We start from the raw sequence: 13,425 nt of genomic DNA on the forward strand, positions 1-13,425 counted from the left end.
GTCACTTCACCTCTGTCGCGTCGAGTTCCACTTCACGTCCACTGAGGACTTCCAGCGCCCGGTTCAGCGCCATCGCCAGCGAGGTCGCCCCCGGGTCGGGGGTGCCGACGCTGCGCTCGGCCAGCGGGCGCGCCCGCCCGGTGCGCGGGGTCAGTTCGGCGGTGCGCGCGGCGGCGGCCGTGGCCTCCCGGGCCGCGCGGCCCACCGCGTCGGCGGGGCCGGCACCGTCGCCGACCGCCGCCGCGAATTCGTCGACGAACGGGATCAGCGCGTCCACCAGCGTCTTGTCGCCCGCTTCGGCGCGGCCCAAGCGCTGCACCGATTCGAGCGCGGCGCGGGCGCCCGCCAGCAGGTCCTCGGCGGTGGGCTCCCGGTCGTCGGGCAGCAGGTCGCCGAAGGAGCGCAGTCCCGCGCCCCACAGCGCACCGGAGGTGCCCCCGGCCTTCGCCGCCCACTCGTCCCCGGCGGCGACCAGCACCGCGGCCGGTCCGGCGCCGTCGGCGGCGACCCGTTCCGCCGCCTCGATCGCGGCCCCGCTGCCCCGGGACATGCCGCGGCCGTGGTCGCCGTCGCCGGCCACCGCGTCGAGCCTGCCCAGCTCGTCCTCGTGCTCGTGCAGCAGGTCGCTGATCGCGCGCAGCCCCCGCACCACGAGCGCCGCGGTGTCCTGCCCGGCCTGCGGGGCGACCGCGGTCGCCGCTTCGACGACCTCGGTCGCCTCGGCCACGACGTCGTCGTCCACATCGGACTCGACGATGCTTCCCTTGCGGTAGGCGGGGGAATCGGCCGGGGCGTGCCAGAGCCGCTCCAGCTCCGGGTCCAGCCAGGTCAGGGTGAGCGAGCACCCGGCCATGTCGAGGCTGGTGACCAGTTCACCGACCTCCGGCTCCACGACCTCCACGCCGGCCTCGGCCAGCAGCCGGGACGCGGTCTTCCACACCACGAACAGCTCTTCGTACTTGGTGGCGCCGAGCCCGTTGAGGATCGCCGCGACCCGCGGCTTCTCCCCGGCCGACTCGGGAGCTTCGGCGAGCACGCCCTCGACGAGCTCGCGCGCCAGCTCCGACGCCGAGGGCATGTCCACTTCGGACACACCCGGTTCGCCGTGGATGCCCAGCCCCAGGCCCATCCGGCCCGCGGGCACCTCGAACAGCGGCTGCCCGCTGCCCGGCAGGGTGCAGCCCGCGAAGGCCACCCCGAGGCTGCGGGTGCGGGCGTTGGCGTGCTCGGCGACCCGCACCACCTCGTCGAACGAGTAGCCCTCCTCCGCGGCGGCCGAGGCGACCTTGAACACCACGAAGTCGCCCACCACCCCGCGCCGCTTGCCCGCCTCGTCGGCCGGGGCGCTGGCCACGTCATCGGTGACCACCACGTTGTGCGCCGAGATCCCCTCCCGCCGCAGCCGCTCCACGGCCAGGCCGAAGTTCATGTTGTCCCCGGCGTAGTTGCCGAACGAGAACACCACACCGGCACCGGTGTCGGCGGCCTTCGCCACCGAGTAGGCGTCCTCCGCGGACGGCGAGGTGAAGATGTTGCCCACCACCGCGCCGTCGGCGAAACCCGGTCCCACCACGCCGCAGAACGCCGGGTAGTGCCCGGATCCGCCACCGGTGACCACCGCGACCTTGCCGCGGCGGGCCCGGCGCGCCCGCACCACCCCGCCGCGCACCTCGCGCACGTACCCGGGGTTCGCGGCGACGAACCCCGCCACCGCGTCCTCGGTGAACGTCGCCGGATCGTCGTACAGACGAGTCATCGGGTCACTCCTCCCCCCGACCGCCACACCGGCCGGGCCCGCTCTATCGATTCCAGGTATGCGCGATATCCGCGCTCGTAGAACTCCGCCACCGCCGGATCCGGCTCGACCACGTGCCGGGCGGTGGCCCACTCCTCGCGATCCACCGGTTCGCCCAGCGAATCCCACGCCGTCATCGCCGCGCCCCGCGCGCCGACGCCCTCCTCCTTCGGGACGTGCAGCGGCCTGCCGAGCACGCTCGCGAAGATCCGGCTCCAAGACGCCGACCGCGCCCCGCCGCCGCAGGCCGCGACCTCACCGGTCAGCCCGGCCGCCTCCAGGTTGTGCCGCGCCGCGTAGGCCACCGCCTCGCACAGCGCCCGCACCAGGTCCGCGGGCGAGGTGTCCAGCGACAGCCCGGTGAACTGGCCGCTGGCCCGCGGCTCCACGAACGGGGCCCGCTCGCCGGAGGACGACAGGAAGGACAGCGCGGCGACCCCACCGGCACCCGGCGGGCTCGCCGCCAGCAGGTCCTCCAGGTCGGCGACGCTCGCCCCGACCATCCGCAGCCCCCAGTCCAGGTTCGCGGTGCCCACCATCGCCGGCATCACCCGCAGCACCCGGTCCGGGCTGGGCGTGGCGAGCCACATGCCCGCGGCGTCCCCGGCCGGGTCGATCGTGACCTGGTCGCCCAGCACCTGGCAGCCCAGCGTCGTGCCGATCACCAGCGCCCCGTCGCCCAGGTCGCGCGTGCCGGACCCGAAGGCGCAGGCGGGCAGGTCGAACGGGCCCGCCGACACCGGCAGGCCCGCGGGCAGGCCGAGCTGCGCGGCGCTGCGCGCGTCCAGCGCGAACAGCTCACCCGGCGGCGCCGGTTCGGCCAGCAGCCCGCGGAACTCCGCGAGGCCGCACGCCCGCAGCGCCGCCGTGCTGTAGGTGCGGGTCGGCACGTCCAGGAACGGTTGCGAAGCGTCCGAGGCGTCCACCGTGATCCGCCCGGTGAGCCGTTGCACTATCGCGTCCACGCAGTAGCCGGCGACCTCCGCGCGGGCCAGCCGCTCCGGCTCGTGCTCGGCCACGTGCGCCAGCAGCGGCGCCGCCGAACCCGGGAACATGCCCGAACCGGTCAGGGCGTGCACCTCGCGCAGCACGCCCCGCGCTTCCCAGCGGTCCAGCACCGGCGCCGCCCGCGCGTCCAACCAGGACAGTCCCGGCCCGACCTGCCGCCCGGCCGCGTCGCGCAGCCACAACCCGTCGCCCTGCCCGGTGATCGCCAGCGCTTGCACCGGGACGTCCGCCTCGGCGGCGACCGAGCGCACCACGCTGATCACCGAATCCACGACCTCGTCGAGGTCCTGCTCCACCCGCCCGCCGGGCGAGCGGTGCAGGGTGCTGCGCGTGCTGCGGGTGACTCGCGCGGAGCCGTCCCGGCCCAGCAGCGACGCCTTCGTCACCGAGGTGCCGACATCGACTCCGACGATCATGGTCGCAGGTCCTCCAGCCGCCCCAGCACCTCCGGGTTCGCCACGTGCCGCGGCCACCTGCCCGCGAGATAGCGCGCCGCGTCGGCGGCCACGATCGCCGCCGCGCGGTCCGCGGTCTGCCGGGTCGCCCCGGCCAGGTGCGGCGTGGTGATCACGTTGGGGGCGTCGAACAGCGGCCAGTCGCGCGGCGGCGGCTCCACGTCGTAGACGTCCAGCGCCAGCCCGCCCAGGTGCCCCGAGCGCAGCATCTCCGGCAGCGGCGCGTAGTCCAGCAGCCCGCCGCGCGCCGAGTTCACCAGCACCGCGCCCTTCGGCAGCAGCGCCAGGTTCTCCGCGTTGAGCAGGTGCTCGGTCTCCGGGGTGAGCCGGGCGTGCAGGCTCACCACCGAGCTGGCGCGCAGCAGCTCGTCGAGCTCGACGAGCCGCACGCCGTCCGCGGCCACCTGCTCCGGGTCCGCGAACGGATCGGCGACCAGCACCTCCGCGCCGAACGCGGACAGCACCCGCGCCACCCTGCGCCCGATCGCGCCGTAGCCGACCAGGCCCGCGGTCGCCCCCTCCAGTTCGAGCCCCGCGTTCTCGTGGGCGTAGTAGTCGCCGCGCCAGTGGCCGCCCTTCAGCTCGGCGTCCGAGTCGACGATGCGGCGCAGCGAAGCCAGGACCAGCCCGACGGCGAACTCGGCGGCGGCGGCCGCGTTGCGGGCCGGGGTGAAGCCGACGACCACCCCGGCCTCGGTGGCGGCGGCCAGGTCGACGTTCACCGGGCCGCCGCGGGCGACGCCGACGAACCGCAGGCCGGGGCTCTTCGCCAGCACGCCGGCCGTCACCGGCGCCATCTGGGTCAGCAGGACCTCGGCGCCGCCGAGGGCATCGAGCAGCTGCTGCTCGGTCCCGCTGGCCTCCCGCACCCCGCCGACCGGGCCGAACGGTTCCACCGGCCAGCCGGTGGCCAGGGTCCGGAAGCTCAACTCGTGCCCGGGCGCCTGCTCGGTCAGCGCGTCGACGAACAGCTGCGGGCCGACGAAGCGGTCCCCCGCGGCCAGGACCTCGGTCATTGCTGCAGACTCCTTTGTCCGATGCGATCAGCCCGCTACGGGCGTCGTCAACGATTCGAGCAGCCGGACCCGCACCTCGTCGAGGTCCGATGCCACGAAGGACGCGGCGGCCAGCGCGTCCGCGGCCGGCGGGTAGTCGGGGCTGGGGATGGCCAGCACGGTCATCCCGGCGGCCGCCGCGGCGCGCAGGCCGTTGCTGGAGTCCTCCACCGCCAGGCAGGCCACCGGGTCGACCGCCAGCCCGCGCGCTGCCGCCAGGTACACGTCCGGGCCGGGCTTGCCGCGCGGCACCTCGGCGCTGGAGACGGTGGCGGAGAAGTGCTCGACGAGCGCGTGCCGGTCGAGCACGGCGTCGATGACCCGGCGCGGCGCGGAGGAGGCCAGCGCGATGGGGGCGCGGGCCGAGACCTCCAGCACCATCCGCTCGGCGCCGGGCAGCATCGCGACCTCGCCCGCGTCGAGGGCGGCGATCATGTCGTCGACGACCATCCGCTCGACCTCGGCGACCGGTTCCGGGCCGCCGGTGTGCGCGGCGAGGAACGCGGCCCACTCGGGGGCGCTCATGCCCTGCACCTGGGCGGTCTCCGCCGCGGTCCAGCCGCAGCCGCGGGCGGCCGCGAACCGCGCCCACATCCGCTCCCACAGGTGTTCGCTCTCGACCAGGACCCCGTCCATGTCGAACACGACGGCGCGGTGCACCCCCGGCGAACCGTCGGGCTGCGTCATCGGCCTACCTCCCACCCGCTCAACGTTGACGTTCAAATTAACAGTGAGATAGTTAAATGTCACCAGCGCGGTGATATGAAGTGCTCCGTTCCGGCCCCGCCGCGCTCGGGCGCGCACCTCCAGGAGGCAAGATGTCGGCCATGGCGTCCGCACCGAAGAAGCAGTCCCCCCGGCTCCTGCGCCAGCAGCGGATCATCGACCACGTCGTGCAGGGCGGCTTCGCCAGCGCAGCGGAACTCGCCACGCTCACCGGCGTCAGCCTCATGACGGTGCACCGCGACATCGACGACCTCGCCGGGCGCGGACTGCTGCGCAAGTTCCACGGCGGCGTCTCCGCGCAACCGTCCACGGTGTTCGAGAGCAGCTCCGACTTCCGGCTGCACACCCACACCCGGGAGAAGGAGGCGCTGGCCGCCGCCGCGCTGCCGCTGATCAGCCCCGGCATGTCGGTGCTGCTCGACGACTCGACCACCGCGCTCGCCCTCGCCCGGCTGCTGCCCGACGTCGGACCGCTGACCGTGGTCAGCAACTACCGGCAGGTGCACGAGGTGCTGCGCGAGGCGCCGGACGTGCGGCTGATCAGCATCGGCGGCGAGTACTCCCGCACCCACGACTCCTACATCGGCCTGCCCTGCCAGGAGATGATCAGCGGGCTGTCGGTGGACCTGATGTTCCTGTCCACCTCCGCGATGAACGCGCAGATGACCTTCCACCAGGAGCAGGAGATCGTGCTGGTGAAGCGCGCGATGATCCGCTGCGCGACGACCCGGGTGCTCATGATGGACGCCAGCAAGGTCGGGCGTGCCGCGCTGCACCGGCTGGCCCCGGTCGCCGACTTCGACCACGCGCTGCTGGCCGGAGAGCTCGACGCCGCGCTCGTCGACTCCATGCGGGAGCACTCCGAGGTGCGGCTGGTCCCGGTCGGCTGACGACCCCGGCGGGCATCACACGCTCCCTGGTCGGTTTAACACCCGAGCTGATAACACCTGTGCTGCCGGCCTGGGCTACACCGCGCCGCACTCCCCCGCCCGCGACCCGGCGACCGAGTTCGGCCGCCCCTCGTCCACCGGCGCCGACGCGTTCCCCCGGCACCGCACCCCGCCACCGATCGACGTCCCCGCCACCACCGGCGCCGCGCCGTCGAGCAGCACCACCGACGCGCCCACCTCGGTCCCGTCCAGCCGCACCGGACCGGTCGCGCCGCGCACCCGCACCGAACCGCCGATCCGGCCGCCGGACACCCACACCGAACCCGGCGAGTCCGCCAGCACCGACCCCCCGACGGTCGAATCCAGCACCAGCAGCGAGGCCCCGGGCTCGACCCGCACCGAGCCGCGCACCTCCGCGCCCCGCAGGCAGGTCACGCCCTCCGGCACCACCAGCTCGTCGTGCCGCCCCGTCACCGCGGAACCGCACGCCGCCACCGGCAGCACCACCTCCACCGGAGCACCGCCCTGGTGCACGTCCACCTGGCCACCGCCGGAACGCGCCCGCTGGTAGGTCAGCCGCAGCGCCTCCACCCCGCGCGGCGTCCCGCGCAGCACCGCGCCGTCGGCGGCGGCCACCACCTCCAGCGCGCTGCCCGGATCCAGCCGCGGCAGCACCCGGTTCAGCGGATTCCCCAACGGCATCGGCGAACCCGACGCGGTGCCGACCCGCCAGCCGACCTCCCCCTCGCCGTCGCGCACCTCCACCAGCGGCCGGTCCGCGCGCACCGCGTACGGCGCCACCCCGGACGGCACCGGCCGGTCCTCGGTGGTCCCGTCGATGCGCAGATCGTCCCGGTCCGGGTCGATGCGCAGCCGCGAGGTGTAGAGCCTGCGGTCGACCTCCGCCGACGGCCGCCCGTGGTGCACGTAGTACAGCTCGGTCGAATCCGGCGACGCGATCACGCTGCCGTGCCCGGTCGAGTACAACCCCTGCCCCGCGTCCTGCGCGAGCACCGGGTTCGCCGGGCTCTTGCGCCACGGCCCCAGCGGATCGTCCGCCACCGCGTAACCGACCCCGTAGAACGAGTTCGCGAAGTTGTTCGCCGAGTACGTCAGGAAGTACCGCGCCCGACCGTCCCGGGCCGTCGCACGCACCACCGTCGACCCCTCCGACCACCGCCGGTCCTTCTCCGCGCCACCGGTCTCCGCGTAGTCGTCGACGTGCGCGTTCTCCCACTCCTGCGGGTCGGAGGCGTAATCGATGATCGGGACGTAGCCGTCCTTGCGCACCCCCGGCGGATCGGCCGGATCCCGGTTGGCGTCGACGTGCTCCGGCGCGATCCGCGGCATCGTGGCTCCCGCCGGGTCGTCCCACCACTCCGAGGTCAGCTCCACCGCGAGGACGTTCGACTCCTCCACGTACTTGCCGAGGCCGTGGTCCCACACCCAGTTCCGGTAGGCGTTGCGGGAGAAGTACAGGACGATCCGCCCGTCGTCGAAGAACACGTTCGGATCGATGAACGGGATGTAGGTGCCCAGCGGCGCCGTCATCCCCTCCTCCAACGTCTCCGGCGGCTTCTTCTGCTCGGCGTCCATCAGCAGGTTCACGTCGTGGTAGTCCGGGTCGTACGGGTGGTAGTCGATCGGACCCGGTTCGATGTTGCGGAACGGCCCGGCGGGCGAATCCGACACCGCCACCCCGACCTTGCTCGGTTCCTCGAAGTCCGCGTACCCGAACTGCTCGGCGATCCCGTCCCGCAACCGCGCCGAGTAGAACAGGAAGTACCGGCCCGTCGCCGGGTTGTGGTAGACCTCCGGCGCCCAGAACCAGTCCCGGCCCCACTGCGTCCCGTCGCCCATGTCCAGCGCCCCGCCCGGAATCCGCTGCCACGTCACGAGATCCGGCGAGCGGTAGATCGCGAACGCGTACCCCGGGTCGGCGCCGTCGGTGGAGTAGGCGAAGTAGTCGCCGCTGCCCGGATCGCGCAGCACGAACGGATCGGCCGCAGGCAACGCCGCATCGTTGAAGTAGGTCGCGTCGCTCACCGGGCGCGGCTGGGCGACCGCGCCGTGCGCCGCCGACGCCAGCAGGATCGGCAACGCGAACAGGACCCCGCGCACTCGCGACCACCTGACCGACATTCGGTCCTCCTCGTCACGCACCGAACCCAGCCGGGCACCAGCGGTGACACTTCCCCTGATCAACACGAGTTGTCAAGGGCCGACACGCCCGCACCACCTGGCTGCCGAGCACGCCCCGAAAGCTGGCAAAGTGCAGGTATGCCCACCGTTCCCTCGTTCCCCCGTCACAGCGCGCGCACCCAGGGCTTCACCCTCGGCGTGCCGCGCACGTTCACCATCACCCCCGATGGCCGGACCGTGCTGTTCCTGCGTTCCGCCAGCGGAACCGACCGCAGCAACGCCCTGTGGCGCTGGGACGTCACGACCGGCGCCGAGGCCCAGGTCGCCGACCCGGGCGCGCTGCTGGTCGACGACGAGGTCTCCGACGAGGAGCAGGCCCGGCGGGAGCGGTCCCGGGAACGCGCCACCGGCATCACCGGCTACGCCACCGACGCCACCGGCACCCACGTCGCGTTCACCCTCTCCGGCAAGCTCTTCCACGCCGACCTCGGCACCGGCGCCGTCCAGCAGCTGCCCGCGCGCGAACCCGTCGCCGACCCGCGACCCGACCCGCACGGGCGCTGGATCGCCTACCTCTCCGGCGGCGCGCTGCGGCTGATCGGCACCGACGGCAGCGGGGACCGGGCGCTCGCCGAACCCGGCAACGCCACCACCACCTGGGGCGCCGCCGAATTCATCGCCGCCGAGGAGATGGCCCGCTACCGCGGCTACTGGTGGTCGCCCGAAGGCACCGCCGTGCTCGCCGCCCACGTCGACGAAGAACCCGTGCAGCACTGGTACCTCGCCGACCCCGCCGACCCGGCGAGACCACCGCGCGAACTGCGCTACCCCGCCGCGGGCACCGCGAACGCCGAGGTCGGGCTCGCCGTGCTCGGCGTCGACACCGCACCCGTCGAAGTCCGGTGGGACCGCGGCAGCCACCCCTACCTGGTCACCGCGCACTGGACGCACCACGGTCCGCCGCTGATCGCGGTGCAGAGCCGGGACCAGCGCGAACAGCTGGTGCTCGCCGTCGACCCCGCCACCGGCGGCACCCGCGAAGTGCACCGCGACACCGACGAGCACTGGATCGAGATCAAGCCCGGCTGGCCCGCCTGGCACCCCGGCGGCGACCTGGTGCGCATCGGCGTCGACGGCGACAGCTACCGGCTGTTCGTCGGCGACGCCCCGTGGACCCCCGAGGGCCTGCAGGTGCGCTCCATCGTCGACATCGGCGAGGACGTGCTCATCACCGCCTCCGCCGACGACCCCGCCGAGATCCACCTCTACCGGTGCGGCGCCGACGGCGCCGAACGCCTCAGCACCGAACCCGGCGTGCACGGCGCCACCCGCGCCGGCGGCACCCTGCTGCACGCGCACTCCGGACTCGACTCCCAGCACACCCGGTTCCAGGTCACCGACGGCCACCGCGCCCTCGGCGAGATCTCCTCCCACCCGGAGGACCCGTCGATCGTGCCGAACGTGCGGCTGCTGCGGCTCGGCGAACGCCGGTTGCGCACCGCGCTGCTGCTCCCCCGCGACCACACCCCCGACGACGGCCCGCTACCGGTGCTGCTCGACCCCTACGGCGGCCCGCAGGCGCAGCGCGTCCTCGCCCGGCGCCAGGGCTTCCTCACCTCGCAGTGGTTCGCCGACCAGGGGTACGCGGTGGTCGTCGTCGACGGCCGCGGCATGACCGGCCGCGGCCCGTCCTGGGATCGCGCGATCAGCGGCGACCTCGCCGAGCCACCGCTGCAGGACCAGGTGGACGCGCTGCACGCGCTCGCCGAGCAGCACCCCGAGATCGACCTGGGCCGCGTCGCGATCCGCGGCTGGTCCTTCGGCGGCTACCTCGCCGCGCTCGCGGTGCTCCGCCGCCCCGACGTGTTCCACGCCGCCATCGCCGGCGCACCCGTCACGGACTGGCGGTTGTACGACACCCACTACACCGAGCGGTACCTCGGCGACCCGGCGCGCAACCCGGAGGCCTACGCGGCGAGCTCGCTCGCCGACGACGCCGCCGGCCTGCGCAGGCCCCTGCTGCTGCTGCACGGCACCGTCGACGACAACGTGTTCCCCGCGCACTCGCTGCGGCTGTCCGCGGCGCTGCAGGCAGCGGCCCGGCCGCACACCATGCTGTCGCTGCCCGGAGTCAGCCACATGCCGACCGACGAGACCACCTCGGAGAACCTGCTGCTCATCCAGGTCGAATTCCTCCGCGCCGCCCTCGGCGGAGAGCGCCGCGGCCAACCCTGACCCCGAACCGGTCGTCCGGAAAGGGCCTTCGCGGGCTGTCCCGCGAAGGCCCTTTTTGCGAACTCAACAAATCTTTCCGAGTTGCCGCTTCCGGCTGCCGGCGAATTGGTTTCCGCCGCGGATCCGATTCTCGACCACCGCCGACGAACGGCACCATTCCGCACTTCATCATAATGAGTGAACATGATCCTCCCCGATTATCGATGACTTCCGCTCCCGTTCCCTCCCCGGTTAGAGTCCCGGCCACGAATCGGGTCGCACTCCATCGCGACCACCGGCACCGCACTCCACCATTCGGCACCGCACGCCCGCCGGTCGTGCGCCGGGCCGAAGCGGAATCCGCGGCGAACTCCGACCCCGAGGGGGATCCTCCCGTGCAGAACAACACGCACCTCGCTTCCACCGACGAAGTGACGGAGGAGTGGCGGCAGCGGGCCCGCCGGGACGGGCTGGCCCGCGTCATGCGCGCCTCCCAGCCCGCCGAGCACAACGCGGACACGACGGAACGGACCCGGAAAGCGGTGGCGGAGGGCCTGCGGACCGCGGCCCGAGAGCTGAGCCGCCCGCTCGCCACCGCATTGGAGGTCGGCTGCGGCATCGGCCGCCTGACCCCGACGGTGGCCGCGCACGCGGACCACGTCACCGCGCTCGACATGACCCCCGGAATGCTGGAGGCGGCACGCGAATCGTGCGCCGATCTGACCAACGTGGATTTCGAGCTGGCCCGGGCCGAGAACCTCCCGTGGAACGGCCGGAAGTTCGACGTCGCCGTTTCCGTGTGGGTTCTCATGCACGTGCTCGACGAAGAGGCGCTGACCCGGATCTGCCGATCGATCTCGCGATCCTGCCACTACTTCGTGCTCGTGGAATACGCGGAGGCGGCGATCCCGGTCAGCGAATGGTCCCGACTGCGTTCCGCCGACGACTACCTCGCACTGATGCCGGGCGCACAGCTCGTCGAAACCAAGGAACTGGATCACGGGGGCGACCGTTCCACCGCGGCGCTGATCCGGTTCCCCAGCGCGATCGAATCGCGAGCGCGCAAGAATTGAACGATCCCGGCACGACCGACCGGAACGCGACGAGCCGGGCCCGCCCGGGCACGTGATCACCGGCGCGTCCGCAGCACTCCTCCCACGACGACCGCCCGCCGGCGGCCCCGCAACCGGCGGAACGACGCGGCACCACGAACTCCGGACGTCGAACCGGAGCAGCTCACGCCGCCGGAGAGAGCGGAATCTCCGCCCGCAGTTCGAACCCCTCGTCCGAAGGCACCGCGTCCAGCGTGCCGCCCAGCATCCGCACCCGCTCCGACAACCCGGCCAGCCCCGAACCACCGCACCCCACGTCCGGCGCGTCCCCCACCGCCCCCGCGTGAGCGCCCAGCACCCCCGCGTGAGCGCCCAGCACCGGAGCACCGTTGCGCACCACGACCCGCAGCAGCTCGTCGTCCCCGGTCAGCTCCACCACGACCGCCGCGCCCGGCGCGTGCTTCGAGACGTTCGTCAGCGCCTCCTGCACCACCCGGTACACGGCCCGGCTCACCCCGGGCGACAACTGCACCGCCTGCGAGCACTCATCGCTGAGCGTCACCCGGATCCCCGACCGCCGGGCCCGCGCCACCAGCTCCGGAATGGCCCGCGCACTCGTCGAGTCCCGCTGATCGGCCGCCAGGCCCAGCGTCGAACGCATCTCGCCCAACGCCTCCTTCGCCAGCTCCCGCACCCGGGTCGCCGAGGCGCGCACCTCGGCCTGCTCGCTGCTCGCGTGCAACGCCGCCGCCTCCACCGCGATCAACGTGACGTGGTGCCCGACCGCATCGTGGATCTCGCGGGCGATCCGGGACCGCTCCTCCGCGCGCGCCGCGCCCTCCTTCGCGAGCAGCTCCGACTCGGTCGCCGCCCGCAACCGGTCCAGGCTCGCCGTCAGCTGCGCCCGCGTCGCCAGCAGCGTGCCCATCACCGTCGGCACCCCCGCGCAGACCAGCGCCGTCACCGCCGCCATCGTCAGGCTCGCCGCGGACAGCAGCTGCCACTGCTGGACCGCCACCGGCAGGAACGCGGACAACGCCGCCAGCAGCGCGCAGCAGAGCAGCCACCACGTGTTCGACCACGCCCGGCCCAACCGGAACAGCGCCACGCACGTCGGCGCCCACGCGAGCCCACCGACCAACCCGGGCAGGCACAGCAGCAACGACAACAGCGGACACCGATGCCGCAGCACCAGGCCGGCGCACGCGACCAGCGCCGCGGGCAGGGCCCACGCCTGGTCGGTCTCCGACAGCAGCACCACCACCACCGGCACCAGCACCGCGAGCACGTCCAGCAGCAGGCGCTCGCGACCGAACCCGGCCGGCCCGCTCAACGCAGCTCGCCCTCACCCGTCCCCGCGACGCGCTGCGCGATCAACGCCGCCTGCACCCGGTTCTCCGCACCCAGCTTGCTCAACACCGTCGAGACGTAGCTCTTCACCGTCGCCTCGGTCAACCCCAGCCGGTCACCGATGTGCGCGTTGGACCGACCGGCGCCGAGCAGCTCCAGCACCTGCCGCTCCCGCGCGGACAGGCTCCGCACCAACCGCACCTCGTGCGTCGAATCGCCCATCGAGCGGAACCGCGGCAGCAACCGCACCACGATCCGCGGATCCAGCACCGCACCACCCGCGGCCAGGTCCTGCACCGCCCGCACCAGCGCGTCCGGTTCCGCATCTTTGAGCAGGAACCCGTGCGCCCCCAGGCGCAACGCCTCCGACACGTAGTCGTCCAGGTCGAAGGTGGTCAACATCGCGCACACCGGAGGACGGGGCAGGCCGCGCAGCTCCCGCAACGCCGCCAGCCCGTCCTTGCCCGGCATCTGCACGTCGATCAGCGCCACGTCCGGCTGGTGCGTGCGCACCACCGACAGCAGCTCCTCACCGGTACCGGCCTCGGCGACGACCCGGATCAGGCCGTCGTGCTCCAGCAGGACCCGCAGGCCGCGCCGCAGCATCACCTCGTCATCGGCCAAGACCAAGCGGATCGGCCGCACCGCGGAACCTTCCGCAGCGGAGTCAGCACGCACCCTGGGTCACCTCCCCCTGTACAAAGGGCCGACCGAAGGTTATCGGCAAGGCAATCTTGG

10 protein-coding genes are annotated in these 13,425 nt (G+C 73.4%); 3 read left to right on the forward strand and 7 right to left on the reverse strand.

Annotation, left to right across the window (positions count from 1 at the left end; all coding sequences use genetic code 11):
- Window position 1: 1 nt before the first annotated feature.
- From H1226_RS18305 to H1226_RS18320, 4 genes are read right to left on the reverse strand one after another with little or no spacing between them, the layout of a single operon-like run.
- Window positions 2-1,756: a dihydroxyacetone kinase family protein gene (locus H1226_RS18305; protein WP_258341826.1), complete on the reverse strand. Its 1,755-nt coding sequence runs from the start codon at window positions 1,754-1,756 to the stop codon at window positions 2-4.
- Complete coding sequence (locus tag H1226_RS18310; RefSeq protein ID WP_258341827.1) at window positions 1,753-3,219, reverse strand: FGGY-family carbohydrate kinase; 1,467 nt, start codon at window positions 3,217-3,219, stop codon at window positions 1,753-1,755. Before H1226_RS18310 ends, H1226_RS18305 begins: the two co-directional genes overlap by 4 nt.
- Entirely contained in the window at window positions 3,216-4,274 is a 1,059-nt protein-coding gene (locus H1226_RS18315) for an NAD(P)-dependent oxidoreductase (RefSeq protein ID WP_258341828.1), read from the reverse strand. Before H1226_RS18315 ends, H1226_RS18310 begins: the two co-directional genes overlap by 4 nt.
- A gap of 27 nt (window positions 4,275-4,301) precedes the next feature.
- Window positions 4,302-5,000, reverse strand: a complete 699-nt coding sequence (locus H1226_RS18320; RefSeq protein WP_258341829.1) for an HAD family hydrolase — start codon at window positions 4,998-5,000, stop codon at window positions 4,302-4,304.
- A gap of 140 nt (window positions 5,001-5,140) precedes the next feature.
- Between H1226_RS18320 and H1226_RS18325 the strand changes: the two genes are divergently transcribed.
- Window positions 5,141-5,929: a DeoR/GlpR family DNA-binding transcription regulator gene (locus H1226_RS18325; RefSeq protein ID WP_224958185.1), complete on the forward strand. Its 789-nt coding sequence runs from the start codon at window positions 5,141-5,143 to the stop codon at window positions 5,927-5,929.
- Window positions 5,930-6,004: 75 nt separating this feature from the next.
- On the opposite strand, the gene H1226_RS18330 is transcribed toward H1226_RS18325, so the two are convergent.
- A complete protein-coding gene (locus tag H1226_RS18330; protein WP_258341830.1) occupies window positions 6,005-8,071 on the reverse strand; it encodes a glycoside hydrolase family 43 protein in 2,067 nt (688 codons plus the stop codon).
- A gap of 138 nt (window positions 8,072-8,209) precedes the next feature.
- Here H1226_RS18330 and H1226_RS18335 point away from each other — a divergent pair, with 138 nt between their 5' ends.
- Together H1226_RS18335 and H1226_RS18340 are read left to right on the forward strand one after the other, a co-directional pair.
- A complete protein-coding gene (locus tag H1226_RS18335) occupies window positions 8,210-10,306 on the forward strand; it encodes a S9 family peptidase (protein ID WP_258341831.1) in 2,097 nt (698 codons plus the stop codon).
- Between the two features lie 203 nt (window positions 10,307-10,509).
- Window positions 10,510-11,358 carry a class I SAM-dependent methyltransferase gene (locus H1226_RS18340; protein WP_258341832.1) on the forward strand — a complete coding sequence of 283 codons (849 nt, stop codon included), beginning with the start codon at window positions 10,510-10,512 and terminating at the stop codon, window positions 11,356-11,358.
- Window positions 11,359-11,521: 163 nt separating this feature from the next.
- Here H1226_RS18340 and H1226_RS18345 read toward each other — a convergent pair whose 3' ends face one another.
- Window positions 11,522-12,670 carry a sensor histidine kinase gene (locus tag H1226_RS18345; protein ID WP_258341833.1) on the reverse strand — a complete coding sequence of 383 codons (1,149 nt, stop codon included), beginning with the start codon at window positions 12,668-12,670 and terminating at the stop codon, window positions 11,522-11,524.
- A complete protein-coding gene (locus tag H1226_RS18350) occupies window positions 12,667-13,332 on the reverse strand; it encodes a response regulator (RefSeq protein WP_258341834.1) in 666 nt (221 codons plus the stop codon). Before H1226_RS18350 ends, H1226_RS18345 begins: the two co-directional genes overlap by 4 nt.
- Window positions 13,333-13,425: the final 93 nt, after the last annotated feature.

Origin of the sequence: Saccharopolyspora gregorii, assembly GCF_024734405.1 — a bacterium.
In the GTDB taxonomy this organism is placed as follows: Bacteria; Actinomycetota; Actinomycetes; order Mycobacteriales; family Pseudonocardiaceae; genus Saccharopolyspora_C; species Saccharopolyspora_C gregorii.